Raw genomic sequence first — 26,574 nt, forward strand, 5'->3', positions numbered from 1 at the left:
TGTTAGGATCAGCAAGTTAGTTAGCTACTGTGTTTAGCGATGATCTGCGACACTTTCTCAAGATTGTAAAAGTTCTCGAAAGTTAGTGAATCATGTTCAAATTCGACATTGAAGGTTTTCTCTAACAGTAAGACAAACTCAGTGAATACGATTGAATCCATTGCCAAGCCATCTTCAAAAAGAGGGGTTGTTTGGTCGAATTCGTCATAGCTGAGATTCACATCGAGTTTTTCTACGACAAGCTGTTTTAATGCATCAATCATATTTCTGATCCTTCATAAAGTTTTGTTATTTCTTTTCGGTTAATTTTTCCACTGCTCAGCTTAGGCAGTTGCGGGAGGACAATAACCTTTTCAGGCATTGCGTAAGGCGGTAAATAATCGGCTAATTGTTTACGGAGAATTTTGGGATCTGTTTGTGAGCTTGACCCTACAACCGCAATAATAGTATGCCCCTTGATATCTTCTTTACCTTTTATTAGGGATACATCATCTATTTCTTGATGCCGTTTGATTTGAGTTTCCAGTTCAGAAAATGCAAGTAAACGCCCATCTCTATTCACGCTAAACGTATCTCTTCCGATAACTCTGAAGCCACTATGCTTTGAAATTGAGACCAGATCTCCAGTTGTGAAGGGTGACTGTTGTTTTGGCTGGTGCAAATAATAGTCAAAGCCAAAAGGGTGCTCAACAATGAGCTTTCCTTTGTCTATTGTGACTTCCACAGCGCTCAATGGCACAACCGCATCATTGATTTCTTGATCTGCTTTGTGTACTTCACCAATTGCGATGACTCCTAATTCGGTAGACCCATAAAGGTTGAAAATTTGCTTAAATTTGGCTTTGGCTCGAGTGTATTTATGATTGTCGAAACAGTCCCCGGCGCTGACAATAAATTGATAAGTTAGATCGTTGTTTGGCTTATAAAGCAAGCCTTCTAACATATGGGGAGTGAGATAAATCACATTGGGAACAAAGTGATGCTCGACAGTTTTAAACTTAATAATATTTAGGTTGTTTGTTATATGAATTGTAGCGCCAACAAGTAAACTAGGTAATAGCGCTGCACCAAAACCATACATATGGTGAATCGGAACAGGAATAAGGACGCGATTTTCATGGCTAAGTGGCAGGCGTTCTAGCACATTAACGGAGTTGGCGACTAAATTCTCTCTCTGATGCACGACTACTTTTGGAGAGCCTAAACTACCTGAAGTAACAAAATAGACCGCACCCTCAATCGCTTTCGTATTGCCCTTATTGTGTTTGCTGAGTGTGATGTGAGTTAAATCACTGTGATAATGAGCAGACATGTGTAATTGGTCACCAAATATGCCATCATCAAATTCAGTATGATTGTAAGGTAATAAAGCAAAGTTTATGTCGGTGCTCAATAACGCCATCAACATCATTAAATGCTCAATTGACTGATCGCAGCAAAATGCAATCGGTGGGGTTAAATTGTTATCCAAGAGCCAACTTCGATAAGTATTGATACGTAAAATAGCATCTTGATAGCTTATGGTTTGGTGATCATCGCTTAAGGTGTTTTCTAGCGCACCTAGTTGTTTCCAAGTATCAAAAAATTTCATTCGCCGACTACCTTGTTTACAGCATAATGGACAGTCTATCGACCTGAGTTAGCAATTTAATAAAGTAAAATAGCGCTAGGTGTCACCTCAATAAGTGGCAGTTTCTACTCGTTATTTAAAGAATACTTTATTTTTAAGTGGTTGTTTTTTTATTTGATTTTATTGTGATTTTTTGAATTTTTTAAGGTGTAAAATTTTACAGTTACACACATAATGGTCCAGCTTATGAGTGTACGTAATTAGAACGAGGCTGAACATGCAAGCGAAGAGGTGAGGAAGTATTATTATTTGGCGCTGCGATACCACATACCACAGCGAATTTTGCCTTTATAAGGCTCTACACGGTGTTTGAAAAAAGCTATGTTAAATCTTTACCGATCCACACAACTTTTCCGATGATTTCCAACTGCTCCATTTCGTCTGGTTTTACGACTTGCTCAACATATTCTTTATTATCGCTGATAAGCCTCACAGAGCCGTCCAAGTACTGTTGTAGTCGTTTGGCATATAGCTCTTCTCCAAGCCTTACTACATATATCAGACCTTCGCTGAGTTTTTTGTCACTCAAGTCAACCAAAATGGTATTGTTATTGTGAATGGTTGGCTCCATAGAATCGCCTTTGGCAAATACAACTGCTAATTTACTCTTTTCGAGGTTCTTGTACTCGAGCCATTTTTTTCTAAATGCTAAATGCCTTGATACTTGCATTTGGTCATTAAAAGCGCCGTGTCCTGTGCTGACTGAGACATGGTAGCCTGGTACTAATACAAAAGCGTCATTGAACTCATCCAGTTTTACAATGGGGTGCAACGTTGAATCAGGGGCGCAGCTATCTTCTCCTGTGATCAACCACAATAAACTCACTTGTGCTTCACTGGAAATCCTTTCAATAATGCTGAGTTTAGGGTCTTCGCCTTTTAATATTCGACGCAACGTGCCTTCAGAGACATCAATTTTTGACGCAAATGCCCTGATACTGTGAGGCTTTATTGCTTCCTCTACACGTTCTGCCAAGGTATTTAGGTAACTTTCTCCGTCCATAATGGGTTTCATTTCCTACATCACATCTATTTAAGCGTCAATTTGGACATTATAAGGAGCTTTAAAAATAAACTCAATGCAATTTTTTACGCAGGAATAAATTTATTAGCGGTTGTGGTGCGTAACTTTTTGCTCTATACTTGTTAAAAAATTACGCAGACCGAGCTTTAGTACGGTTCAGTATGCATTAATTACGGTAAGTTATAACAGTTAGTAGGGCACTTTTGAGTGCAAACGTACTTGCTTGCGTAAAAAAATAAGGAAAGTGAATATGGCCAACCACCCAACATTTAATACACAAATGAAGTCTAGACTATCTCAGCATCTGGTGTCTGCTCATAGCGGTGCTGACTTAAGTCCAAAACCTGTCAAGTTAGTGCGTACTCCAAAAGGGGCGCAATTATTAAAGTATGCACGAAAATGCAGGGGTTATACACAAGCTGAATCAGCAGCTTGTTATGGTATTGAGGAGCGCACGCTAAGGCGTTGGGAAAATAATGAATATAACCCTAGATGGAATGATGTTATTTCGTTGATTGAAGATGTGTATTTAATGGATATTACTCAAGTTATTGAAGGAGTAAGGAATGACTCCGAATTAACTGCGTAAATAGTTACGCGTTTGCTGTATATCATAAATCAGGTCAGTTTATTACGCGCCCTTTAAAGTTGCGTAATATTATGACCTCTTTAGATAAAGCCTCGTTGCTTGTCAGGTAAGCCGAGTAGTCGTTAAAGTAGCTGAGGAGTAAGTTTTTATGATGAACTTGGGTGTATTACATAGGATAGCTGATTTTTTCTAATGACCCCTTATTAAACTCAAATGGTTCCATAATCACCCTTCGCGTGAAAAATCTATTTTATTGATTTAAAAGGAAGATTTTCTATTTTAAGATATTGATTCGAAGATAGAGGCTTTTGATATTAGAGACTTTGCCTGTTAACTTTTTACTCAATGGATAGCTGAGGAAGCAGTACAGACTACAAATATTTTTCTCAATATAGAAAGGAAATTATTATGTCTTTATCTAAATTATCACTGACCATTGGTACGTTATTGGCGAGTTTAAATTGTTATGCATCAGCGCAAAATGTGGCAGATGTCGATGGTTATGAGCGCGTAACCAGCTACGCTTATGGACCCGTCAGAAGTGTGGCTATTACCAGTGAACATGCCCACAAACTGGTACTTAACGTACGACTTAGCAACGAATTTAGTCGCTGCGATAGTGCCAATGTATACTCTAATCGTACACACACTAACCTTGCAAGTTTAAATGTCTCTGTAAATTCCCATATACAGGCAAGTTTGACAATGGAAACAGATCTCAGTGATGAAAATGTACTACAAGATGCTAAGACGGTTCATATAGGGTGTACTGATGAGTTCGGGCAAGATTACAACGTGTTAGTCAATGTGCCTGGCGCGCCAATTGTCGACTGGCAAATTTCCTTGCAACCAGCGGGTAAGTTTATTTATAAACCATATTCATATGGCTATCATTCAGCATATAAAATTGAAAGTCGTCTTAGTATAAATAACCAAAACACGCAGTCTTACTGTACAACTATAGCAAATCGGGGTGTATCGCTTGGTCTATTTCATGGTGAAGACCGCAAAGGTCCTTTTCATTCAGACGTATTTATAAAAAATGAAGTATTGGCGAACCCTGCACATCAAGTTTTGTATCAAATTATTGAGTGTGAAAATGCGGCCGGAAAGACCATGGCAGTGAAGGTTTTCAATTTAACAAACCCCAATCACATCCACCTTTGGGAGGATCAGTTGATAGTTAAATAAAAGGGGCGAATAAAAAAGCAAGTCGTGAGACTTGCTTTTTTATGTGCAAAGATAAATTACTTAACTTCTTTACCTGCGGCTTGTTGATCAGCATGGTAGCTTGAGCGAACAAAAGGACCACATGCTGCGTGTGAAAAGCCTATTTCGTCCGCATAGTCTTTCAGCGCGTCAAACTCTACCGGTGGCACATAACGCTTAACAGGTAAGTGGTGCTTCGAAGGTGCAAGATATTGACCAACTGTCAGCATATCGACGTTATGCTCTCGAAGATCTCTTAAGACTTCTTCGATTTCTGGGATCTCTTCCCCTAATCCAACCATCAAACCTGATTTAGTTTTAACTTCAGGGTGTGCCTCTTTAAATCGGCGTAACAACTCTAAAGACCATTTATAGTCGGCACCTGGACGAGCTAGTTTGTAAAGTCTCGGTGCTGTTTCTAAGTTGTGGTTGAACACATCAGGTGGCGTTTCAGTTAAGATCTCCAAGGCACGATCCATACGACCGCGGAAATCAGGAACTAGGATTTCAATTGTAATGCCTGGATTATGTTTGCGGATTTCTCTTATGCAATCAGCAAAGTGCTGGGCACCACCGTCACGTAAGTCATCTCTGTCTACAGAGGTGATCACCACATATTTAAGCTTCATATCTTTAATAGTGAGTGCTAACTTTTCTGGCTCTGCCGCGTCAGGCTTCAGCGGGCGACCATGTGCCACATCACAGAATGGACAACGACGAGTACAAATAGCACCTAAAATCATGAAAGTTGCTGTACCGTGATTAAAGCATTCAGACAAATTAGGGCAAGATGCTTCTTCACAAACAGAGTGTAAGCCATGCTTTCGCATCGCGCTTTTGATCCCTTCTATTCGCTCACTTGATTTTGGTAAGCGGATCTTTAGCCATTCTGGTTTGCGGAGCATTTGCTCTCGTTCAGTTGGTAGTACTTTTACCGGGATCAATGCCATTTTTTCAGCATCGCGTAACTTTACACCCGGTTCCATTTTGACTGGTTTACTCATTCGTTCTCAAACCCTTCAGTGTGAACAACATGCTCAGCGTTAATGCGCTTAAGCATATGTTTGATGAGCCCTTGACCCGCTTTATCAAGTGAATCAGGCCCATTTAAATCGCTAGTTTGTACCATCTCCATGCCAGCATAGCCGCATGGGTTAATACGTAAAAATGGACTAAGGTCCATATTGACATTCAGTGCAAGCCCGTGAAATGAACAGCCTCTTCTTACTCTTAAACCCAAAGAAGCCACTTTACGGTCATCGACGTAAACGCCTGGAGCGTCTGCTTTGGCGTTGGCATTGATATTGTGCTCTTGCAATGTATCAATGATGGTTTCTTCGAGCCAAGTAACAAGTTCACGCACGCCAATTTTTAGACGTCGTAAATTAAATAGAACGTACATCATTTGCTGCCCAGGACCGTGATAAGTTACTTGGCCGCCTCTATCAACTTTCACAACAGGAATATCTCCTGGTGCAAGCAGGTGTTCTGCTTTACCAGCCTGGCCTTGAGTAAATACAGGATCATGTTCAACTAGCCAGATTTCATCTGGCGCAGAATCGTCACGTTGATCTGTGAATTGCTGCATTTTTTGCCATATTGGCTCGTAACTTTTTCGTCCTAGGTGACGAATGATGACATGATGGTTGCTCATGGACTTCCCTGATTACAATACGTAACGAACCGCTTCGATACTACCGAGCTCGGTATATATCTGCTCAATGTGTTCTTTTGACGTTACCGTTGCAACTAAAGTCACTGATTCATATGTCCCTTTACTGCTTGGCTTCACCTTAGGTGCGTAGTCACCAGGCGCAATAGCTTGCATTTTAGTCAGGATTTGATCTGTCAGATCAACGTTTGCTAGGCCCATAATTTTAAAAGTAAACGGGCAAGGGAATTCTAAGTACTCATCAAACTTAGTGTTTTTTACAGGTGTTACCATGACGGTTTCCTCACTACAGATACTAAGCGATGATTGTGTAATGTGAATTGTTTTCACTTAGGCATCATCACCTCAATAATGCCGGGCATTCTATCATTTTTGCAGCAAAAAAAAACGCCTCTAATAGAGGCGCTGTTGCATTATATACATACTCTGCACAGGGTTATTGCATGATCTGTAAACGTAAGTAGTCGTATATGCGGCTGAAGAAACTGCCTTCTTCGATTTCTTCGAGTGTAACAAGTGGATACTCGGCAATATCTTCCCCTTCAAGTTGCAAGAACAAAGTACCTACAGTACTGCCCTTTGCAAGGGGAGCGGTCAGCGTTTGGTCCAACTCAAAATGTGCCTTCAAGTTCTTGCGTTGGCCACGAGGAATGGTAATAGGTGTATCTTGTGTGATACCCAAAGAGACAGTTTCTTTGTTACCCATCCAAATACGTTGATCTGCAAAACTATCACCTGCTTTGTAAGGAGTAATCGTTTCGAAAAATCTAAAGCCATAGTTTAGCAGCTTCTTGCTTTCTACTTTTCTCGCTCGCTCGCTCTCTGTGCCCATCACGACGGCTATAAGTCTCATGTCGCCCTTGGTTGCAGAGGTGACTAAGCTGTAGCCTGCTTCTGCGGTATGGCCGGTTTTTATACCATCCACATCTAAGCTTGCATCCCACAGTAGTGAGTTGCGGTTATATTGCTTGATACCATTAAACGTAAAAGACTTTTGCTTATAAAGTGCATACTCTTCAGGGACATCACGGATCAGCGCAGCCCCCAGAGTGGCCATGTCTCTAGGTGTGGTGAATTGCTCAGGGGCATCTAAACCATGGCTATTGATAAAATAGCTATTGGTCATACCTAGTTTTTCAGCGTGTGCATTCATCAAATCAGCAAAAGCACTTTCGCTACCAGCTATATGCTCGGCCATTGCAACACATGCATCATTTCCTGATTGAATAATGATACCGTGGTTTAAATCATCAACGCTGACTTTTTTCCCTACTTCGATAAACATTTTTGAAGATTCAGGGAAGTTTTTTGCCCAAGCTTTTTCACTGATGGTAACCATGTCATTGGGAGAAATATTACCAGCAAGAATTTCTGTACCAATCACGTAACTGGTCATCATTTTAGTTAAACTTGCAGGTAAAAGCTTAGTATCCGCTTCTCCTTCAGCGATGACTTTACCTGTCGTGAAGTCGACCAGGAAATAACCTTTCGCACTCACTTGCGGTGGAGAAGGTATGATCTGTGCACTTGCCGAAAACAATGACAAAGAACACACGACACCAAGGATTTTTTTAACTACTTTTGGTTTAAATACTGTCATCATGCTCGCTTTTTAATTAGTCTGGGTAGTCGCTCAATTGTTAGACCAACCAGTAGATTTTATTTTTGTACTGCATACTACATATTATACCTATATGCAGGCATTAGTCGCGGAACAAAAATTATGTAATTCAGTTTTAGAATATTTTAAAGTTCATACTCTGTGTAAAGCAAGAAAGCTTTATTAAATTCACCTTCTTGTAAGGTTTGTAGCACTTTTTGTGCTGTATGATCATCCAAAATGGGTCCAAGTCGCAATTTGTAAAGATTATCTTCAAACGCGATAGGTGTACCTAGTTCAAATTTATTAGAAAGTTGCACCGCTAAAGCCTGTACATTTTCCATACTGCTGCCAGCGGCAACTTGCACATAAGTTAAGCGTGGATTTTTTCGGTCAATAGTAATCGCCTCAATCTTAACCTCAGCTGTACCTTGTAAATGATAACCCAGTTTATATGCGGCAGCATAAGACAGGTCAATGATCCTATCATCATGAAAAGGCCCGCGATCATTCACTCGGACAATGGCACTTACGTTGTTTTGCAAATTGGTGACCTTGACAAAACTGGGCAAAGGCAGTGTTTTATGAGCTGCTGTCATGTCAAACATGTTGAATGTTTCACCATTGGATGTGTAGTAACCATGAAATTTACGGCCATACCAAGACGCAGTCCCTGTTTGCGTAAACCCTTTTTCATCCGACATTGGTGCATAGTGTTTACCAAGCACCGTATAAGGACGTCCAGCACTGACACTTTTTGGCTCGTTGGTGACTTTGGCATCTTGCATTTCGAGCTCAGTCGGGGCACGCAGCGGTGCCTTGTCTTGATTTGTATGATATCGACTACTACATGCGCTGAGAAGTAGTACGACAGCCAAAGGAATAAGGACGTTTTTCTTCATAAATTACTTTAATAACATTTTTTTATCTGTTGCTATTGCCATAATGATACCGAAACCAGCCATCAGTGTAACCATCGATGTCCCACCGTAACTGATCAAAGGCAGTGGTACGCCAACAACGGGTAATAATCCGGATACCATGCCGATATTGACAAAGATATATACAAAAAAGGTGAGGGTGAGTGCGCCTGCGAGCAACTTGCTAAATGCTTCTTGTGCATTGACTGCAATATAAAGCCCTCGGCCGATTATAAATAAGTACACACTTAACAACATGACGACGCCAAGCAGGCCAAACTCTTCGCTCAATACTGAGAAAATGAAATCAGTATGGCGCTCTGGTAAAAATTCGAGCTGTGATTGCGTACCATGTAGCCAACCTTTGCCCTCTATCCCTCCTGAGCCGATGGCTATTTTTGACTGAATAATATGATATCCAGCGCCTAGCGGGTCACTTTCCGGATCGAGTAAAGTTAAAACACGCTGCTTTTGATATTCATGCATGACAAAATGCCACATAGCAAATGCCCCAGGAATAGCCAATAACACACTGGTTCCGATTAGACGCCAGCTTAAACCAGATAAAAACAACACAAAAATGCCTGAACTGGCTATCAGTAAAGAGGTGCCTAAATCAGGCTGTTTTTGGATCAAGACAGTAGGGACTAGAACGATAGCAAACCCGATCACTAGGTGTAGCATTTTAGGGGGCAATTGTTGTCGGCCTATGTACCACGCAACCATCATAGGAACGGCTAATTTCATAATTTCTGAAGGCTGAAAACGCGTAACACCAATATCTAGCCAACGCTTTGCTCCATTGATGGTAATGCCAAAAAAGAATACCCCAATGAGCATAACTAATCCCACGGTGTACAGTGGAAAGACCAGCCTTTTTAGTGTGTTGGGGGAGATTTGAGCCATTACAAAAAGGGCGACAATGGCACCTAACATCCGTGTTGCATGGCGTGCCATCATGTCCATGTTTTGACCGCTGGCACTGTAAACGACGGCTAAACTACCGATCATCATGACAAGCAGCGCTGCCAGCAGAGGAAAATCAATGTGAATTCGTTGCCAAAATGAACGGCGCTTTCTCAATTGGTTCATTTACCCTCCGTGTCACTTGGATAAGACTCAAAATAATAATCCATAAGCTTGCGTGCGATTGGGGCTGCGATAGTTGAACCGCCCCCTTGGTTTTCGACAATAACGGTGACGACAATCCTGGGGTCATTGAAAGGCGCAAACCCTACATAAATGCCATTATCTCGATGTTTTTCTTTTAAGCTTTCTGCATCATACTTTTCACCTTGCGCAATACTCACTATCTGTGCAGTACCTGTTTTACCAGCAGGATCATAGTTTGCCCCTTTAAATGCTTTGTGTGCTGTACCGGTCGCTTTTTTTACGGTGTTATGCATGGCATCGAGTGCAATTTGCCAATTACGGGGATCTTTTAACACAACAGGCGGCTTTTCCTCTGTATACATTTGCTCCACGTTGTTATTTTGTTTTGCAACTTGCACGAGGTGAGGTGGGCGATGAATGCCTTTATTTACCAAAATAGAGACTGCATTGGTTATCTGCATCGGTGTCGCAGTCCAATATCCCTGACCGATACCGACAGAGATAGTATCTCCGGGCCACCAAGACTCTTTGAAGCGCTGTCTCTTCCATTCAGTAGTCGGCATGATTGCTGGGGTTTCTTCGTGTATATCAATTCCCGATAAATCACCAAATCCAAACTGGCTCATAAAATTGCTTATTTTAGTGATGCCAAGTTTGTAGGCTGTTTCATAGAAATATGTGTCACATGACTGCTCGATGGCTTCGTAGACATCCACATGACCATGCCCCCATCGTAACCAGTCTCGCCAGCGATGTTCAACATTGGGGATCTGGAAAAACCCGGGATCCCAAACTTTGGTATTCTCTTTGACCACTCCTTCCTCTAAAGCCAAAATAGCAAGGTGAGGTTTGACGGTTGAAGCGGGTGCATATCGCCCCTGAGTTGCACGATTGATAAGTGGTCTGTCTGGGTTAAGCAGCGCGCGATAATCTTTGCTACTTATACCATGAACAAATAGATTTGGGTCGTAACTTGGATTTGAGTAGAGCGCGAGGATCCCACCATCTTTAGGATCCATAACGACAATGGCTCCACGCACGCCATCAAGCACTTCTTGGGCAATTTTCTGTAACCCAATGTCTAACGTCAATACCAAGTCTTCACCAGGTTTGGGATGCTCAATGCTTAGTGAACGAATAATTCGGCCACGATTATTGACTTCTACACGCTGAGAGCCTACTTGGCCATGGAGGCGCTGCTCATAAAATTTCTCGATCCCGAGTTTACCAAAGTCATGGGTGGCGCGGTAATTTTTGGCAAGGCCTTGAGATTCTAGTTCGCTGAGCTCTTTTTTGTTGAGTCGAGATACATAGCCTAAAGCGTGGGTCAGTGCGTCGCCATAGGGGTAATGTCGTGCTAATCTCGCTTCAATGCTAAAACCGGGGAAGCGGTGTTGATTGACCGCGAAAATAGCGACTTCTTGTTCGTCTAGACGTGCCTTAAGAATTTGGCTTTTAAAGCGCCGAGAACGTCGGTTACTTTTTATTACTGCTTCTTTTTGTGCATCTGTAATGCTGATAATTTCGCTGAGTTGCTGCAGCGATAATGCCAGATCGTCAACTTGCTCAGGAATAACTTCTAGGTTATAAACAGGCCTATTTTCGGCCAACAATACGCCATTTCTATCGTAAATTAACCCGCGATTGGGGGCGATAGGAATAACTTTAATGCGATTATCATTGGAGCGGGTTTGATAAGTTTCGTGCTTTTCAACTTGCAGTGTATAGATGTTGTTAAGCAGAACTCCAATAAGGATAACGACAAAAACGAAGCCAACAAAAGCGCGTCGCGCAAACAAATTGGCTTCAGCGCTATGGTCGCGGATCGTTGGCCGGTTTTTTATCATGGATGGCTTATTCTCTGTGATATGGGTGGTTGTTATTTAAGCTCCAGCCTCGGTATAGACTTTCAGCAACGACAATTCTTACCAGTGGATGGGGCAATGTTAGATTGGACAGAGACCATTTTTGCTCCGATGCGGCAATACATTCTGGTGCAAGCCCTTCAGGCCCACCTATCAGTAAGCTGACGTCACGACCATCGAGCTGCCATTTTTCCATGTTAGTTGCTAGTTGGTGTGTATCCCAAGGTTTGCCAGTTACTTCTAATGTAACGATGCGGTTTCCTTTCGGAATAGCCGCCAGCGTTTTTTCGCCTTCCTGTTGTAAAATGCGTTTAATATCTGCATTTTTACCGCGCTTACCCGCGCTGATCTCGATTAAGTCTAAAGGCATATCTTTTGGAAAACGACGTTGATACTCTTTAAAACCAGTTTCCACCCATGCCGGCATTTTTGTGCCAACAGCAATTAACTGAATTTTCACGCTAGCCCCAAAGCTTTTCTAGATCATAAAAATCACGAGTTTGGTCTTGCATGACATGTACCACAACATCTCCCAAGTCAACAAGTACCCACTCACCGACATCTTGGCCTTCGTGGCCTAGTGGTGTTTCGCCGGCATGACGCGCTTCTTTTGCTACATGGTCTGCAATTGATTGAACGTGGCGTTTCGAGTTGCCTGAACAAATGACTAAATAATCAGTGATTGAGGACGTTTCTCTGACATCTAACTTCACAATGTCACGGGCTTTCATATCATCGACTTTATCTAAAGCAAAGTCTAAAAGTTGTTTTGAATCCAAATCAGAATCTCTATGCTATGTACACTACTAATAAGGGCGCAATTCTAACATGTTTTCCAGTAGAATTATCAAGTCGATCAGCGGCAGTTACTGTGCGTACAGTTTATTTTTATTAATATAAGTTATGACCGACTCTGGCAGCCAAGGTTCAACGGACTGGCCGGATTTTATTACTGTGCGAATTTCACTCGATGCTGCGGAAAAAGGCTCGCCAGTCATAAAGTAACATTTCCCTGCTTGAACTTGGTGCAATGTATCTGGATGGGTTACCTTGGCATGTGCTAGGTAATGGGTTAGCTGCAAGCATGGTGCAAATTTATCGCCCGGCCTTGCATATACTACGATATGGCATAGTTGAGTGATTGTTTGCCATTGATACCAACTGCTAAGGCTATTAAAAGAGTCCATACCCATCAAAAAAGCGATGGGAGTATTGGGGTGTTCAGCCCTTAATTCTTGTAAGGTTAATACAGTATACGAGGGCTCAGTGCGTGTAATCTCCCTAGTATCTATGTTAAATCTTGATTCTTCGTTAGTAGCCAATTGTAACATCGCCAAGCGGTGCTCTGTGGCTATACTTGGGCCTTTTTTATGCACAGGTGTTGCATTGGGCATAAATGATAAAGAAGTGAGAGATAATTCCTTTAAACACTGTTCGGCCATATTGATATGCCCTAAGTGGATCGGGTCAAAGGTACCGCCAAAAAGTGCAATCATCAGTGCTGAGTTCCTAGCTGGTTTGAACTGTCAGCAAAAGGCATTGGGAAATTTATTGGCTGACAAAAACTTAAAGCGATATGTGCAAGGCCTTGGAATGGCGCACTAAGTCCATTGCTTTTGAAGGCTGAATCAAACTGCGCGAGCAGAGATATAATATGTTCTAGTTGGGCGATTGTGAGCCTATCTAAAGCTTGTTGTGTCGACTGCTGCTGGTTTTTCCAAATATTATGTTGCTTGAACAGTGGCGCAATAGCTAGGCCCTGTACCAGTGCACGCTTCATAGCGAGTAAAGTCTGCGCTTGATTTTGTATTGTCCAAGCAACACTGGTCGGTTCAACATTGTCAGTAGCTAACTTATTGAGTATTTTCACGATATACTTTGCATTGCCTTTCAACAAACCATCATTTAGATCGAAGATGTCGAACTTGGCTTGATTGAGTAGGCCACTCATAAGTTGCTGTTGATCAATCAAAGCATCTTTATATAGTAGTGACAGCTTTTCAAGTTCTTGATACGTGGCAAGTAAGTTACCTTCCGTTGCCAGTAGTAAGCTGCGCTTGGCGTCGCTTTTTAAATTGACTTTTAAACGTTTACATTCGTCATCCAACCACCTTTCTAAGTGATAACCTGTGAGGGCATAACAAGGTACAAATAAGCCTTGTTTGTCGAGAGCTTTAAACCAAGCTGAGCGCTGAATATCTTGGCCCGCTTTTGCACCCTTTATAATTAATATGACATCTGGGTTTATATTGGCAGCCAGCTCTTTTAGGATGTTAACGCCTTGCGTAGGTGGCTTCTGTTGGTTTAAATCAAGTTCGATAATTGTACGTGCACTAAAAAGCGACATGCTGTTGTACTGGGCAATGAGTTCTTGCCAATCGAAGCCGGGCAGCAGGGCAAACTTGATGACTTCATCAAACCCTTGCTTTTTAGCTACTTGACGGATATTTAAAACACAATTTCCCTCTTGGAAAGGCTCTTCACCAAAAACAAGGTAGAAAGGATGCAGGCCTTTACTTAACTGGCCTGCTAGTTGATTTGCATAACAGCGCATTAGAGTTGTGACAGTTCGCGAATAATTCGTTTAGTGGCTAACTTGCGCATCTCAGATAGGATGATTTCCATTTCTTTGGATTTGGCAAGTGAGTTCGTTGGATCGTCTTGATAGTTGCGATAAAGCTCGAAACTTTGTTCAAAAGGCTCTTGATCCGGGCGAGATAGGCGGTAGGAAACTTTATATGCAAGCTCATACTGAGCAACTTGGCCATTTTGAAAAAGGCTCAATGGCTGCCTGCTCAGCGCATCTCTGTACAAGTGAAGCTCTGCTGCATTTTTACTATTTTTACCCGTAATCTCATCGTTAATTTTGACTTGTGAGCGCTGCAACTCGTATTTCAGTTGCTCGTATAAAGCTGACTTTTGGTCTTCCCCTGTTAGATGCAATACTCTTAGATCTTCAGGGATATACGACGCTTGTTTTAGATGAAAGCCACAGCCTGTGACAGTCAAACAGACTAGCAAAACTGCTAGTCCATTCTTTATGCCAGCAAGCGCGCGCATAGCAGCCAAGCCAGTAAGGCTTGCTGCTAAAATGACTCGCTTAACTAAGCCAATCATTAGTTGGCAACCACATTAAGTAGCTTGCCCGGCACATAAATTACTTTACGAATGGTTTTACCATCAGTGAATTTAGTGACGTTTTCTTCTGCGAAGGCTTTTGCTTCAACTTGCTCTTTTGTTGCGTCGGCGGCAACAGTCAATTTTGCACGCAGTTTACCGTTTACTTGAACAACAATCAGTTTTTCATCTTCAACCAAAGCGCTTTGATCTACTGTTGGCCAAGCGGCATCCAATACATCGCCTTGGTGACCAAGTTGTTCCCACAACTCATGACACATATGTGGTGTAATTGGCGCTAGCATAATGATAATTGCATTTAGCGCTTCATTTGCAAGTGCAATGTCTTGGTCGTTTTCGAGTGGTGCTTTTGTCAGTTTATTGGACAATTCCATAACTGCTGCAATCGCTGTGTTGAATGTTTGACGACGTTCAACATCATCAGTGACTTTAGCAATGGCTTTGTGGATTTCACGACGCAGCGTCTTTTGATTACTAGACAGCTTACTTAGATCTAGATCTGCAGTACCTGCATTTTTAACATCAACAGCATATTTCCAAACACGACGTAGGAACCTTTGAGCACCTTCAACACCAGAATCAGACCACTCAAGTGTTTGCTCTGGTGGAGCAGTGAACATCATGAATAAGCGTACTGTGTCGGCACCGTACTGTTTAATAACCGTTTGCGGGTCAATACCATTGTTTTTAGACTTGGACATTTTCCCCATACCCGCTGACATAACTGGCTCACCGTCGTCTTTATGCCAAGCTTTGATGATACGGCCTTTGTCGTCTTTTTCTGTTTCTACATCCAGTGGAGAGATCCAAATATCACCGCCTTTTTCATCTTTACGATAATAAGTATCAGCAAGGACCATACCTTGACAAAGCAAACGCTCAAACGGCTCGTCTGAATTAACTAAACCGAAATCTCTCAATAGCTTGTGGAAGAAGCGAGAGTATAGTAAGTGCAAGATAGCGTGTTCAATACCACCGATATATTGGTTTACAGGCAACCAATAGTTTGCAGCACCAGGCTCTAGCATGCCTTCATCGTAGCGCGGGCTACAGTAACGAGCGTAGTACCAAGATGACTCCATAAAGGTGTCAAAAGTATCTGTTTCGTGGAATGCTGGTTCGCCATTTACGGTGGCTTTGGCCCATTCAGGGTCTGCTTTAATCGGAGATGTTACACCATCCATTACAACGTCTTCAGGTAAACGCACTGGCAACATTTCTTCAGTCGCAGCGAGTTCTGAGCCATCTTCTTTGCTTAGCATTGGAATTGGTGAACCCCAATAACGTTGACGGCTAACACCCCAGTCGCGAAGGCGGAAGTTTACTTTGCGTTTGCCAGCACCCAGACTTTCTAACTTATCAGCAATAGCATTGAAAGCGGCTTCAAAATCAAGGCCATCGAACTCACCTGAGTTGATAAGCACACCTTTTTCAGTGAAAGCTTCAGCAGCTAGATCAGCTTGTTGCTCAGCATCCGCCGCAGGGCTAATTACTTGCTTGATCTCTAGGCCATAAGCTGTCGCAAACTCATAGTCACGTTGATCATGACCAGGTACCGCCATGACGGCACCAGAACCGTAGTCCATTAAAACAAAGTTAGCGATCCAAATTGGGACTTCTTTACCTGTTAATGGGTGGATTGCGCTCAGGCCTGTTGCAATGCCTTTTTTGTCCATAGTAGCTAAATCAGCCTCTGCTACTTTGGTGTTTTTGCATTCTTCGACAAATGCAGCCACGTCTTCATTGCTTTTCGCCGCTTCTAAGGCAATTGGGTGGCCCGCTGCGACAGCAACATAAGTGACACCCATAAATGTGTCTGGGCGAGTCGTATAGACAGTAAAGCTTTCATTGTTGTCTGCGCGTTTGAAGTCGATCTCTAAACCTTCCGAGCGGCCAATCCAGTTGCGCTGCATGGTTTTAACCTGTTCTGGCCAGTGATCTAACTTGTCTAAGTCATCAAGTAGTTCTTGAGCATAGTCTGTGATTTTGATGAACCACTGTGGAATTTCTTTTTGTTCGACAAGTGCACCTGAACGCCAGCCACGACCGTCGATAACCTGCTCATTAGCAAGTACAGTTTGGTCGACTGGGTCCCAGTTTACGGTTGACATTTTCTTATACACTAAGCCCTTTTCATATAGCTTAGTGAAGAACCATTGTTCCCATTTATAGTATTCTGGGTGACACGTTGCGATTTCGCGATCCCAGTCATAACCAAAGCCCAGTTGCTTCAGCTGACCACGCATGTAGTCAATGTTTTCGTAGGTCCATTTTGCAGGCGCAGTATTATTTTTGATTGCTGCATTTTCAGCTGGTAGACCGAACGCATCCCAGCCCATTGGCTGCATGACATTTTTTCCTTGCAAGCGCTGGAAGCGCGAAACAACGTCACCGATTGTGTAATTACGGACATGTCCCATATGGAGCTTACCACTTGGGTAAGGGAACATAGACAAGCAATAGTATTTTTCTTTGCTTTCGTCTTCGACTACTTTAAATGTGTTATTTTCTTCCCAATAGGATTGAACCTTGGGTTCGATTTCTTGTGGGTTGTATTGCTCTTGCATTGACGTTTCCAGACTTCTTGCAAACTGATTGTAAAATTGGTCAATAGCATACCCGAAAACTTAGCCTGATCACAGCATATGATGGGCAATTTGCATGGAATAATCATATTTATGTCAATTTCAATTGCCCAACAATAAAAGACGTTGAAAATGTCTTTTATTGTTGGGCTCATGGCCCTTTTTGAGGAGTGCTCTATACTCTGAATATGCAATGTGAATGTGTTCAACAGGTGTTGTATCAACTTCGGCAACCATGGGTGACGTTTACGTGTTTGGCTGGGCATGATAAGTCAAATATGTAATTTGTGGCGTTGGGGTTTACCACTGTGACTAGATGTAGATGAACAGGAGGCAACATGGCAGATTATAAACATTGGCTTGATGATTTTTCTAAATGGTTTAAAGATGTGAAAGAGCATGAGCTGAAAAAAATGGTCGATGAATTTATTAAGGAAGAGCAGAGGTGGCGGGAGTTTGGCAAAAACAAGCTCAATGACTACAAGCATTACTTCAAACGTGATCTACAGCATATTTCACAACACCACGATCATTACCAAGGTGTTGCGTGGGAAGAGTTTAAAGAATCAATATTATACGAGTTAGCTTATTTAGAGGACAGGACGCAGCTTGAGTGGCAAGCTTTGATGTCTGATTTTGCACATGATGGCGTTTATAAAGAAGGTGAATGGATAGCTTTGGGGCAATTAGTGTGTAAGAATTGCGGCAATAAAACCGATGTTTATCACACTCTTGAGATAAAGGCTTGTAGTGAATGCGGGCATGATACTTTTCTGCGCAAGGCGCTGACACCCTAAACGACACAATGTTGTATTTCGAAGTGTGAACAATAAAGAAACCAGGAATGACTAAAACAATTAAGCCACTGTGTTCGGATCAGCTGACACCGACTGTTTCATTGCAACATATTCGATCATGTATGCAAAACCCTTATCCCGAGTCTTTACCTTTCATAGGACAACAACGCGCTCAGAGCGCGCTCGATTTTGCCCTTGGTATGGAATTACCTGGATACAACGTATTTGTCATGGGCGAAGCAGCTACAGGCCGCTTTACCATGGTCAAGGATAAATTAGAAGCGCATAGCAAAACGCGACCAACACCCAAAGAGTGGCTTTATGTCAATAATTATGACGACCACAGAGAGCCTATCACTATGTTCATGCAGCCTGGTGAAAGCCGGCAGCTTGCAGATGACATTGATGCGTTTTTGGACGAAGTTGTGGACACCTTTCCTGCTGCATTTGACAACCCGGGCTATCAGCGCAAGAAAAAGTCAATTGATAGAGACTTTGACAATAAGTACAACGCAGCATTGACAGCGGTTGAGCAGCTGGCGATGAATAAAAGCGTGATCATGCTAGAGGAGAATGGGGCTGTCAGTTTTGTGCCAGTAGTCAATGGTAAACAGCTAGATGAAAATGAGTTTGCTGTACTTGATGAGCAAGTCCAAACTCAGTTTTACGAAGCCATTGACGAGTTGGAAGATGGCTTAATCGAAGCGCTTATCGAGTTACCTCGATGGAAGCGAGAGTCGTCAGAAAAGCTCAGAAAATTGAAAAAAACGACGATTGAGCTTGCAACTAAGCCATTGCTTAAAGCGCTTGAACACAAGTACGCCAGTCATATAGGGGTGATCCGTTACTTAAAAGATCTTCGCGTTGAAATAGTTGAAGCGGTTTTAGATTGGCTGGATGATGACTCTGCGGGTTCTGACGAGCAAAAAGAAGATTTCGATGCTAAAGGTATGTTGACAGACTTTTTTGCGCCAAATATTTTAATCGAATACAAAGAAGGGGCGCCTGCTCCGGTGGTGTATGAACCCAACCCAACGTTTGGAAATATATTTGGTAAGATTGAATACGAAAGCGCACAGGGGTCGCTGATCACTAGCTATCGCTCTATTCAAGCCGGAGCACTACATCGTGCAAACGGCGGGTACTTAATCATGGATGCGGATAAAGTACTCGCGTCTCCGCAAGTGTGGGACGGGCTTAAACTGTCATTAAAAACACATCAGATTAAAAATGATTTGCCATTTCAAGATAGCTCTGTGGGGAGTAGCTTTACCCTAAAGCCTCAGCTGATCCCCATGGATGTTAAAATTATTTTGCTGGGTTCTCGAGATTTGTATTACACCATTAGTGAGTATGATGAAGAGTTTGGAGAGCTTTTCAGAGTCCTTGCTGACTTTGATTATTACTTGCCCTCCAGCGATAGGTTGCAGTACCAGTTTGTCACTAAAGTCCAAGAGTATTGCGAGCAAACTTTAAATTGTGGCCTGACGGCAGAAGCGTTAGTTCGACTTTTGAAGTTTAGCTATCGCCAAGCAGAACACCGCAGCAAATTGTCTGCACGTTTTGCTGATGTACTTGAGCTGGTGGCAGAGGCAAGCTATTACGCTAAACAAGATGGTGAAGAGATGATCGACGATCATCATATTACTGAGGCTTTACTTGGCAAACAATACCGCACCGGCCAACTAAGCGAAAATATGTTAAGTGACATAGAGGAAGGGCACACATTAATCGCCACACAAGGCCAAGCGGTGGGCAAAGTAAATGGACTGACTGTACTGCACATAGGCGACACAGCGTTTGGTACACCTGCACGGATCACGGCAACGGTCTATGCTGGTTCAGATGGTGTCATTGATGTTGAGCGAGAAGCCGAGCTTGGTAAGTCAATCCATTCGAAGGGAGTGATGTTGCTTACTGGCTATCTCGGTAACAAGTATGCGCAGCAGTTTAGTTTAACTTTGAGTGCAAATATAGCGATTGAGCAAAGCTACGGATATATAGATGGGGACAGTGCGTCACTGGCTGAATTATGTGGTTTAATCTCTGCCATCACTCAGTTACCTATTGAGCAGTCTTTGGCATTGACAGGCTCTATAAATCAGCATGGTGAAGTGCAGGCGGTCGGCGGCGTTAATGAAAAAGTAGAAGGCTTTTTTAAACTCTGCAAGATGCGCGGCCTAACGGGTAGTCAAGGGGTGATCATTCCACATTCCAATTTAATTAACTTAGTGTTAGAAGACGAAGTGGTTGAGGCAATTGCAAGCAACAAGTTTAATTTGTTTGCAGTGAAAAGTGTTGACGAGGCGCTAGAGATTCTAATGAATGTGCCTGCTGGGAAGGTCAACCAAGGTAAGTACCCAAAAGGGACCATCAATCAATTAGCATTAGCTAGACTTGAGCAAATAGCACAAGTAGTTAATGGCGAAGAAAAAGAACCATCTGAAGACACTGAGTAGGAGTAGTTATGTCTGTAACCGGTATTTTGGTCACCATTTTAGTCTTTGGGCTAGCATGGTTTATTTTCAATAATAGTCAAAAACAGATGCAAATTGCGCAAATGAATCGATTGGATGCTGAGGAGTTTCTTGTATCGAATGCAAAAAAAGAAGGTGTGATTACGACAGAGAGCGGTTTGCAATATGAAATAATTGAGAAGGGAGACGGAAATACTTTCCCGACAATCAATGACAGCGTACGAGTTCATTATCATGGAACTTTAATCAATGGTATGGTTTTTGACAGCTCTGTAGATCGAGGGCAAGCCATCACTTTTAGCCCTAAGCAAGTAATTGCAGGCTGGACTGAGGCACTACAGCTCATGGCAGAGGGTGATAAGTTTCGACTCTATATTCATCCGGATTTAGCCTATGGGAATAGATCGACGGGAAATATTAGTGCGGGTTCGCTATTGATTTTTGAAGTTGAACTAATTGCAATTAACTAGCACATAAAGGTTTAAGATTTGTGTAAGTTGTATTATTTTTAGCTTGCATTTTATCTATATTGTTATTTAAATGGGAACAGGTATCGTCATGGCAAGGAGGTGGTACTTGGCATATCTGTTTCTAATAGTATGTAGTTTTGCAGGGGCATTGTTTTGTAGAAGGGTGAGTAACAATAAACATATGAGAATAGAAAGTTACGTCTCTTCTACCAACCCTGGATTTTATCAACAACTTTCATCTGATCGATTTGATATCGATAGACAAGCGGCGTTTGTCAAAAATTTAGCTGCAGTTTCGTCATTAGGTGAATTGACTAAGTTAGAGGAGGTAACATTAAGAGAGCTTCTATATGATCGGTTTTTAGCTGATATGGGAGTTATTTTCTTCTCTTTGGGTACCGTGATTTTTTCGACTCTAATTGTATTCGTAATTTAACTAAAACCCACTTTGTCGAGCAAAGTGGGTTTTTTTACAGATGAGATTAGCTCCAGCCGTCATACCTTTTTCTACGCGACAAAAATAATGTCAGGAGTACACCCAGTATCAGCCCTGACAGCGCAATAATGCCGCCATAAGATAGTAGGGTATGTTGCTCAGCTTTAATTTGATTTTGACTTTCTTGCGCTTGCTGCGTTAGTTGAGCATTGAGATCTGCGATTGTTTTTTGTAATTCAGTATTTTGGGCTTCCAGTAAATCGTAGTCATTTTGCAGTTGAGGGACCGACTCTTTTAAGGTGTTAAGCTGTTGCTCAGCTTGGTTTAAAGAGCTACTCAAATCGCCAACTTGTTGTTTGAGTCCAGCTTCAGCAGTGACAAACTTTGACTCAACCCAACCACTTCTATTTTTATTATCTATTATACGGACAAAGTCGTTCTCTTGTTCGTTGGTAATTTGCACTGCAGTACCGGCTTCTATGGAGCCTAAAATGCGGTAATTTTTGCCAGGGCCTGAGTGTATAAATAAGTAAAGGTTATCAACAATAAAGCCATTTGGCGTGTTCTGCTGTGCCGTTTGTTCTTGGGGTGCTGCATCATCGGCTTCCTGTGCACAAAGCGTAAATGGTGCAAAAACAAACAAAAGTGGCAGTGCGAGGTGTTTTATCATTCGCGAGCCCTTATTTTTTTAAGGTTTATATGAATTTATCAAAATAGTATGGCTTTCAAAAGCGCTTGGCAAGAGCTTAAAGGACAATCACGATTTTTTATTTGTTAGCATTCATTACTACTGATCATTCAGCCCCAAATATCGTATTCTCAGAAGTGGAGGTTTGTCTTAATCGAATGGGGTCAAATAATGAACCAATTGACAGCTCGATGAAAAGAAAAGGTTGAAGTATGTGATCAAATCAGCGGAGTTTGCGCTTATTGGAGGTAAAAAGATTGCAAAATTAGGTGTCATTGTATATTTTGAACGTTCTCATTTTATAAAGGTAACCTACCCCCTAATGGACACTGAAATAGAACTGAAGTTTTTGGTTTCAGATAATGAAGTTCCGCTTATTCCAGCATTGATCACACAGTTTGCGAAGCGGGTTAATAATAAGCCGGCAAAAAATCTTGAAAATGCATATTACGATACGCCCAACAGAGAGCTAAGAGCGCTTGATATTGGTTTGCGTACGCGATGTGTCAATGACGAGTGTGAGCAAACAATCAAACTTTCGGGAGAAGTGTTGGGTGGTCTTCATCAGCGTCCAGAATACAACCTTCCGCTCAAAGGTAGAAAGCCAGACATTTTTGCGTTCGACACAGCTATTTGGCCTATGGGAATGCGTTTGGAGCCTATTGCAGAAAACCTCTTTCCTATTTTTACAACCAATTTTATTCGTCGAACGTGGCTAATTGAAACAGATGCTGGCAGCTTGATAGAAGTGGTACTCGACAAGGGCGAAGTATCTGCAAGTGGTAAGTCAGAGCCTATTTCTGAACTTGAAATCGAGTTGGTTGAAGGTGAACGTACAGATCTATTTTTGTTGGCGGAACAGCTTGTTTCACAAATTGGTGTGCGATTAGGCTTTTATTCTAAAGCGGCAAGGGGCTATAGGTTAGCAGATGATATGCCACTGCAACCAAATAGTGAAATTGGGTTTGTCCCTTTATCTGCCGAAATGAATCAAGAACAGGCATTCATCAAGACAGTTAACTATGCCATTGAACTTGTGCAAAAGCATGAGCAATGCTACGTCAATGAGTCGAGTTTAAAAACGCTGAAGCGCATTATTGATGGAGTGCGTTTAGTCAGGCATGCGTTTTGGCTTTTTGAGGAGTTTGTCGCAAGGGAAACCACAGATAATCTCCGTAAGGAATTAAAGTGGCTATTGGGTGAACTTGAGTGGGTTGAGAGTGCTATTTATTTAAAAACATACACCTCAAAGCGCCACGCATACTATAAACGCATCCACAATGCGCCTGAATTGTCACAAATAATTGATGATTTAAAGAGTGTGCAACCAACAAAAACGGATCTAGAAGATTTGTTCCATTGCTCGCGTTACAACAAGTTGTTGCTGTCTCTGACTCGATGGCTGATAGAGAAAAGTTGGCGTCAAAACTGGGATCAAAATGCCATTAAGGCAGCCCAGAGTAGTGTTCGTGGCATGGCCAAAAAAACATTTGACCAAGAGTGGAAGAAGCTTAGGGGCATGTTTCCTGACAAACAAGCGATGGCGGTCGAACAATATGTGCAAACAAGACCGAACATTGAAGAAATGTTGCTAAGTGGCAATTGTTTTGGTGCACTTTTTGAAGAAGGGGAGAGGCACAGCTTTAGAGCTCCTTGGATGGATATTCTTGCGGGTATCTACGAACTAGAAACGCTGCATTATTTAAAGCGTTTGTGTGAGGGCCAAGACGCTCAGTCGTTCTCGGAAATTCTTACTTGGCTTCAGCAAAAATCAGATTTTTTGATAAGCGCAATGGAACAAAGCAGACAAGCCTCTATCAATTGCGAACCATATTGGTAGGCCACTAGCTACATGATAAAGGTAGAGTGTTTACTGGCACTCTACTGTTAAAAATTTTAAATTTACCTGCCAATAAACTCGAAATCGCTTTTGTGTTTTTCTCGTCTGATATGGACTCCTTTCTAAAAAAACACCATTTTTCAAACCAATAGATAGTAATTTTAATTTTATCCCTGTGTATAAATACTGACTCAATGGCTGGCTAATTGACTTACAGCAAAGTGAATAGCGGTTGTTAAATTGAGATTGTTAGAGATTACGAAATAGTCGCGACAGGTCAAATTTCATCTACTACACTAAAATCAATGCCACCACATAGGTGACCTATGATAGATATTGATGACAAAGTCTTAGCTGACTTGCGGTCTGGTTTCAATTTGCCTGCCAAACCGGAAATATTGCAAAGTTTACAAAACGAGCTGAATCAAGATGAACCAGAGTTAAGTCGTGTAGCGGAGATCATTACAGAAGACGTTGCGACTTCTGCTGCTGTATTGAAAGTCATTAATTCTCCAGCGTATGGCATGTCGCGAACAATAACAGATATAAAGCAGGCGGTGATGTTTTTAGGCATGAATTGCATAACACAAGTCGTGACAGGGCATCTACTCAAGAGTGCATTTGAGCAAGATGATTGCTGTATATCTCTGCAACGCTTTTGGGATAGTGCGTCCGACATATCACAAGTGGCCATGCTCATTGGAAAACAGACTAAAACACCAGTTCCCATTGAAGACTTGCAGTTGCTAGGACTATTTCACGATGCGGGGATCCCTGCAATGGCCATGCGGTTTCAGGATTACAATGATGTTTTGATGCGCGCAACACAGCGGCCGGAACACTCATTGGTTGAATATGAGTCGCAGCAATACCCTACAAATCATACCGTTGTAGGGTATTACTTGGCAAGTTCATGGCATCTTCCCAAAAGAGTGTGTCAAATTATACTGCGTCATCATGATGCGCACTTCTTTCAGGATAACGACTCTGATCTTGAAAAAAAAATCCTTGCAACACTGAAACTTGCAGAAAACTTCTCTTTTGAAATTAAACACTTTAGAAGTTGTGCAGATTGGCATGCCTTTAAAGATGACGTGATGTTGGCATTGGATTTGAGTGACGATGATTACACGGATATGAAAGAGGATGTTGAAGAGTTTTTAATTGGCTGAGATATATAAAAGGCGCTTTGAAAAGCGCCTTTCTGCTAACATAATTTAGACTATTAAAGTCCGGCAGCTGCTTTAAGTGCTTCTGCTTTATCTGTTTTTTCCCAAGGGAACTCTTCACGACCAAAGTGACCATATGCAGCAGTAGGCTGATAAATTGGACGCTCTAGGTCGAGCATAGTGATTAAGCCATATGGACGAAGATCGAAGTGCTCACGAACTAGCTCAATTAGGCGTGTTTCTTCAAGCTTACCAGTACCAAAAGTATCAATGCTGATAGAAGTAGGCTCAGCTACACCAATAGCATAAGAAACTTGGATTTCACACTTGTCAGCAAGACCTGCTGCTACAATGTTCTTAGCAACATAGCGACCAGCATATGCAGCTGAACGGTCTACTTTTGATGGATCTTTACCTGAGAAAGCACCACCACCGTGTCTTGCCATACCACCGTATGTATCTACGATGATTTTACGACCTGTTAGACCACAGTCACCCATTGGACCACCGATAACAAAACGTCCAGTTGGGTTGATGAAGAATTTTGTTGCTTCGGTAATTAGTTCTTTAGGTAGCGTAGGCTTAATGATTGTTTCCATTACAGCTTCAACTAGCTCATCTTGTGATACTGAGTCACAGTGCTGAGTTGAAAGTACAACTGCGTCGATGCCAACTGGCTGACCATTTTCGTATGCAAAAGTTACTTGTGATTTTGCATCTGGACGTAACCACGGCAGCGTGCCATCTTTACGCACTGCAGCTTGACGCTGTACAAGACGGTGAGAATAAGTGATTGGTGCAGGCATTAAAACGTCAGTTTCATTACATGCATATCCAAACATTAAACCTTGGTCACCAGCGCCTTGATCTTCTGGACGAGAGCGATCTACACCTTGGTTGATGTCTGGAGACTGTTTACCAATGGTGTTCAAAATTGCGCAAGAGTCAGCATCAAAGCCCATATCAGAATGGGTGTAACCAATTTCACGAACTGTTTTACGTGTTAATTCTTCAATGTCTACCCAAGCGCTTGTGGTTACTTCACCACCAACCATGACCATACCAGTTTTAACGTAGGTCTCACACGCTACGCGTGCCTTTGGGTCTTGCTCAAGAATTGCATCTAATACTGCATCTGAAATCTGATCCGCAATTTTATCCGGATGGCCTTCAGAAACTGACTCTGAAGTAAATAAGTGTTTCGCCATTATTTATACTCACAAAAAAAAGCGCTTCGCGAACATGCGTAAAACAGCGCGAGAAAATTTTAGAAGAGATATTCTAACGAAAACAATTTTATATGCATAGTTTTTTTACGCCTAGACGTCTATTTTTAGATACTTGCAATTTAC

Annotated in this window: 26 protein-coding genes; 8 read left to right on the forward strand and 18 right to left on the reverse strand. The window is 42.0% G+C overall.

The features are described from left to right. Positions 1–20: 20 nt before the first annotated feature. The 3 genes from J8M00_RS20650 to J8M00_RS20660 form a co-directional block, all read right to left on the reverse strand. Positions 21–263 (reverse strand): acyl carrier protein, encoded by a 243-nt coding sequence (locus J8M00_RS20650; RefSeq protein WP_211012370.1) that lies wholly within the window; start codon positions 261–263, stop codon positions 21–23. Continuing rightward, positions 260–1,591, reverse strand: a complete 1,332-nt coding sequence (locus J8M00_RS20655; RefSeq protein WP_211012371.1) for a class I adenylate-forming enzyme family protein — start codon at positions 1,589–1,591, stop codon at positions 260–262. Before J8M00_RS20655 ends, J8M00_RS20650 begins: the two co-directional genes overlap by 4 nt. Before the next feature lie 358 nt (positions 1,592–1,949). Next, positions 1,950–2,645: an XRE family transcriptional regulator gene (locus tag J8M00_RS20660; RefSeq protein WP_211012372.1), complete on the reverse strand. Its 696-nt coding sequence runs from the start codon at positions 2,643–2,645 to the stop codon at positions 1,950–1,952. A gap of 259 nt (positions 2,646–2,904) precedes the next feature. Between J8M00_RS20660 and J8M00_RS20665 the strand changes: the two genes are divergently transcribed. After that, positions 2,905–3,243, forward strand: coding sequence for a helix-turn-helix domain-containing protein (locus tag J8M00_RS20665; protein ID WP_247687495.1), 339 nt, complete (start codon positions 2,905–2,907; stop codon positions 3,241–3,243). A gap of 408 nt (positions 3,244–3,651) precedes the next feature. After that, on the forward strand, positions 3,652–4,434 hold the full coding sequence (locus J8M00_RS20670; protein WP_211012373.1) for a hypothetical protein: 783 nt from the start codon (positions 3,652–3,654) through the stop codon (positions 4,432–4,434). 56 nt (positions 4,435–4,490) lie between these two features. On the opposite strand, the gene lipA is transcribed toward J8M00_RS20670, so the two are convergent. From lipA to leuS, 13 genes are all read right to left on the reverse strand, one after another. Continuing rightward, the gene (gene lipA, locus J8M00_RS20675; protein WP_023398552.1) at positions 4,491–5,456 is read right to left on the reverse strand and encodes a lipoyl synthase; all 966 of its coding nucleotides are present in this window, start codon (positions 5,454–5,456) and stop codon (positions 4,491–4,493) included. Continuing rightward, on the reverse strand, positions 5,453–6,106 hold the full coding sequence (gene lipB, locus J8M00_RS20680) for a lipoyl(octanoyl) transferase LipB (protein ID WP_211012374.1): 654 nt from the start codon (positions 6,104–6,106) through the stop codon (positions 5,453–5,455). Before lipB ends, lipA begins: the two co-directional genes overlap by 4 nt. A gap of 12 nt (positions 6,107–6,118) precedes the next feature. Next, a complete protein-coding gene (ybeD, locus tag J8M00_RS20685) occupies positions 6,119–6,397 on the reverse strand; it encodes a DUF493 family protein YbeD (protein WP_023398554.1) in 279 nt (92 codons plus the stop codon). A 163-nt stretch (positions 6,398–6,560) separates the two neighbouring features. Next, positions 6,561–7,724 carry a serine hydrolase gene (locus J8M00_RS20690; protein ID WP_211012507.1) on the reverse strand — a complete coding sequence of 388 codons (1,164 nt, stop codon included), beginning with the start codon at positions 7,722–7,724 and terminating at the stop codon, positions 6,561–6,563. Between the two features lie 146 nt (positions 7,725–7,870). Continuing rightward, a complete protein-coding gene (locus tag J8M00_RS20695; protein WP_211012375.1) occupies positions 7,871–8,626 on the reverse strand; it encodes a septal ring lytic transglycosylase RlpA family protein in 756 nt (251 codons plus the stop codon). A gap of 3 nt (positions 8,627–8,629) precedes the next feature. Further along, complete coding sequence (gene rodA, locus J8M00_RS20700; protein ID WP_211012376.1) at positions 8,630–9,736, reverse strand: rod shape-determining protein RodA; 1,107 nt, start codon at positions 9,734–9,736, stop codon at positions 8,630–8,632. After that, positions 9,733–11,604, reverse strand: a complete 1,872-nt coding sequence (gene mrdA, locus J8M00_RS20705; protein ID WP_211012377.1) for a penicillin-binding protein 2 — start codon at positions 11,602–11,604, stop codon at positions 9,733–9,735. The genes rodA and mrdA overlap by 4 nt, the downstream gene beginning before the upstream one ends. Positions 11,605–11,611: 7 nt before the next feature. After that, positions 11,612–12,082, reverse strand: coding sequence for a 23S rRNA (pseudouridine(1915)-N(3))-methyltransferase RlmH (gene rlmH / locus J8M00_RS20710; RefSeq protein WP_036975605.1), 471 nt, complete (start codon positions 12,080–12,082; stop codon positions 11,612–11,614). Position 12,083: 1 nt separating this feature from the next. Beyond that, entirely contained in the window at positions 12,084–12,401 is a 318-nt protein-coding gene (gene rsfS / locus J8M00_RS20715) for a ribosome silencing factor (RefSeq protein WP_023398560.1), read from the reverse strand. Positions 12,402–12,488: 87 nt separating this feature from the next. Then, on the reverse strand, positions 12,489–13,118 hold the full coding sequence (gene nadD, locus J8M00_RS20720) for a nicotinate-nucleotide adenylyltransferase (protein WP_211012378.1): 630 nt from the start codon (positions 13,116–13,118) through the stop codon (positions 12,489–12,491). Further along, the gene (gene holA / locus J8M00_RS20725) at positions 13,118–14,176 is read right to left on the reverse strand and encodes a DNA polymerase III subunit delta (RefSeq protein WP_211012379.1); all 1,059 of its coding nucleotides are present in this window, start codon (positions 14,174–14,176) and stop codon (positions 13,118–13,120) included. The genes nadD and holA overlap by 1 nt, the downstream gene beginning before the upstream one ends. After that, positions 14,176–14,682: an LPS assembly lipoprotein LptE gene (gene lptE, locus J8M00_RS20730; protein ID WP_211012508.1), complete on the reverse strand. Its 507-nt coding sequence runs from the start codon at positions 14,680–14,682 to the stop codon at positions 14,176–14,178. The genes holA and lptE overlap by 1 nt, the downstream gene beginning before the upstream one ends. Positions 14,683–14,738: 56 nt before the next feature. Beyond that, positions 14,739–17,327: a leucine--tRNA ligase gene (leuS, locus tag J8M00_RS20735; protein WP_211012380.1), complete on the reverse strand. Its 2,589-nt coding sequence runs from the start codon at positions 17,325–17,327 to the stop codon at positions 14,739–14,741. A 356-nt stretch (positions 17,328–17,683) separates the two neighbouring features. Between leuS and J8M00_RS20740 the strand changes: the two genes are divergently transcribed. From J8M00_RS20740 to J8M00_RS20755, 4 genes are all read left to right on the forward strand, one after another. After that, positions 17,684–18,142, forward strand: a complete 459-nt coding sequence (locus tag J8M00_RS20740; protein WP_211012381.1) for a zinc ribbon-containing protein — start codon at positions 17,684–17,686, stop codon at positions 18,140–18,142. 47 nt (positions 18,143–18,189) lie between these two features. Continuing rightward, complete coding sequence (locus J8M00_RS20745; RefSeq protein WP_211012382.1) at positions 18,190–20,601, forward strand: Lon protease family protein; 2,412 nt, start codon at positions 18,190–18,192, stop codon at positions 20,599–20,601. Positions 20,602–20,609: 8 nt separating this feature from the next. Continuing rightward, on the forward strand, positions 20,610–21,089 hold the full coding sequence (locus J8M00_RS20750; RefSeq protein ID WP_211012383.1) for an FKBP-type peptidyl-prolyl cis-trans isomerase: 480 nt from the start codon (positions 20,610–20,612) through the stop codon (positions 21,087–21,089). A gap of 106 nt (positions 21,090–21,195) precedes the next feature. Then, positions 21,196–21,525 carry a hypothetical protein gene (locus J8M00_RS20755; protein WP_211012384.1) on the forward strand — a complete coding sequence of 110 codons (330 nt, stop codon included), beginning with the start codon at positions 21,196–21,198 and terminating at the stop codon, positions 21,523–21,525. 46 nt (positions 21,526–21,571) lie between these two features. On the opposite strand, the gene J8M00_RS20760 is transcribed toward J8M00_RS20755, so the two are convergent. Next, a complete protein-coding gene (locus J8M00_RS20760) occupies positions 21,572–22,195 on the reverse strand; it encodes a TIGR04211 family SH3 domain-containing protein (RefSeq protein ID WP_211012385.1) in 624 nt (207 codons plus the stop codon). A 340-nt stretch (positions 22,196–22,535) separates the two neighbouring features. Between J8M00_RS20760 and J8M00_RS20765 the strand changes: the two genes are divergently transcribed. Continuing rightward, positions 22,536–24,053, forward strand: a complete 1,518-nt coding sequence (locus tag J8M00_RS20765) for a CYTH and CHAD domain-containing protein (RefSeq protein WP_211012509.1) — start codon at positions 22,536–22,538, stop codon at positions 24,051–24,053. Positions 24,054–24,379: 326 nt separating this feature from the next. Continuing rightward, a complete protein-coding gene (locus J8M00_RS20770) occupies positions 24,380–25,225 on the forward strand; it encodes an HDOD domain-containing protein (protein ID WP_211012386.1) in 846 nt (281 codons plus the stop codon). Positions 25,226–25,278: 53 nt separating this feature from the next. Here J8M00_RS20770 and metK read toward each other — a convergent pair whose 3' ends face one another. Next, positions 25,279–26,430, reverse strand: coding sequence for a methionine adenosyltransferase (gene metK / locus J8M00_RS20775; RefSeq protein ID WP_211012387.1), 1,152 nt, complete (start codon positions 26,428–26,430; stop codon positions 25,279–25,281). Between the last annotated feature and the right edge of the window lie 144 nt (positions 26,431–26,574).

The sequence above is a fragment of the Pseudoalteromonas luteoviolacea genome, assembly GCF_018100925.1.
GTDB lineage: Bacteria > Pseudomonadota > Gammaproteobacteria > Enterobacterales > Alteromonadaceae > Pseudoalteromonas > Pseudoalteromonas obscura.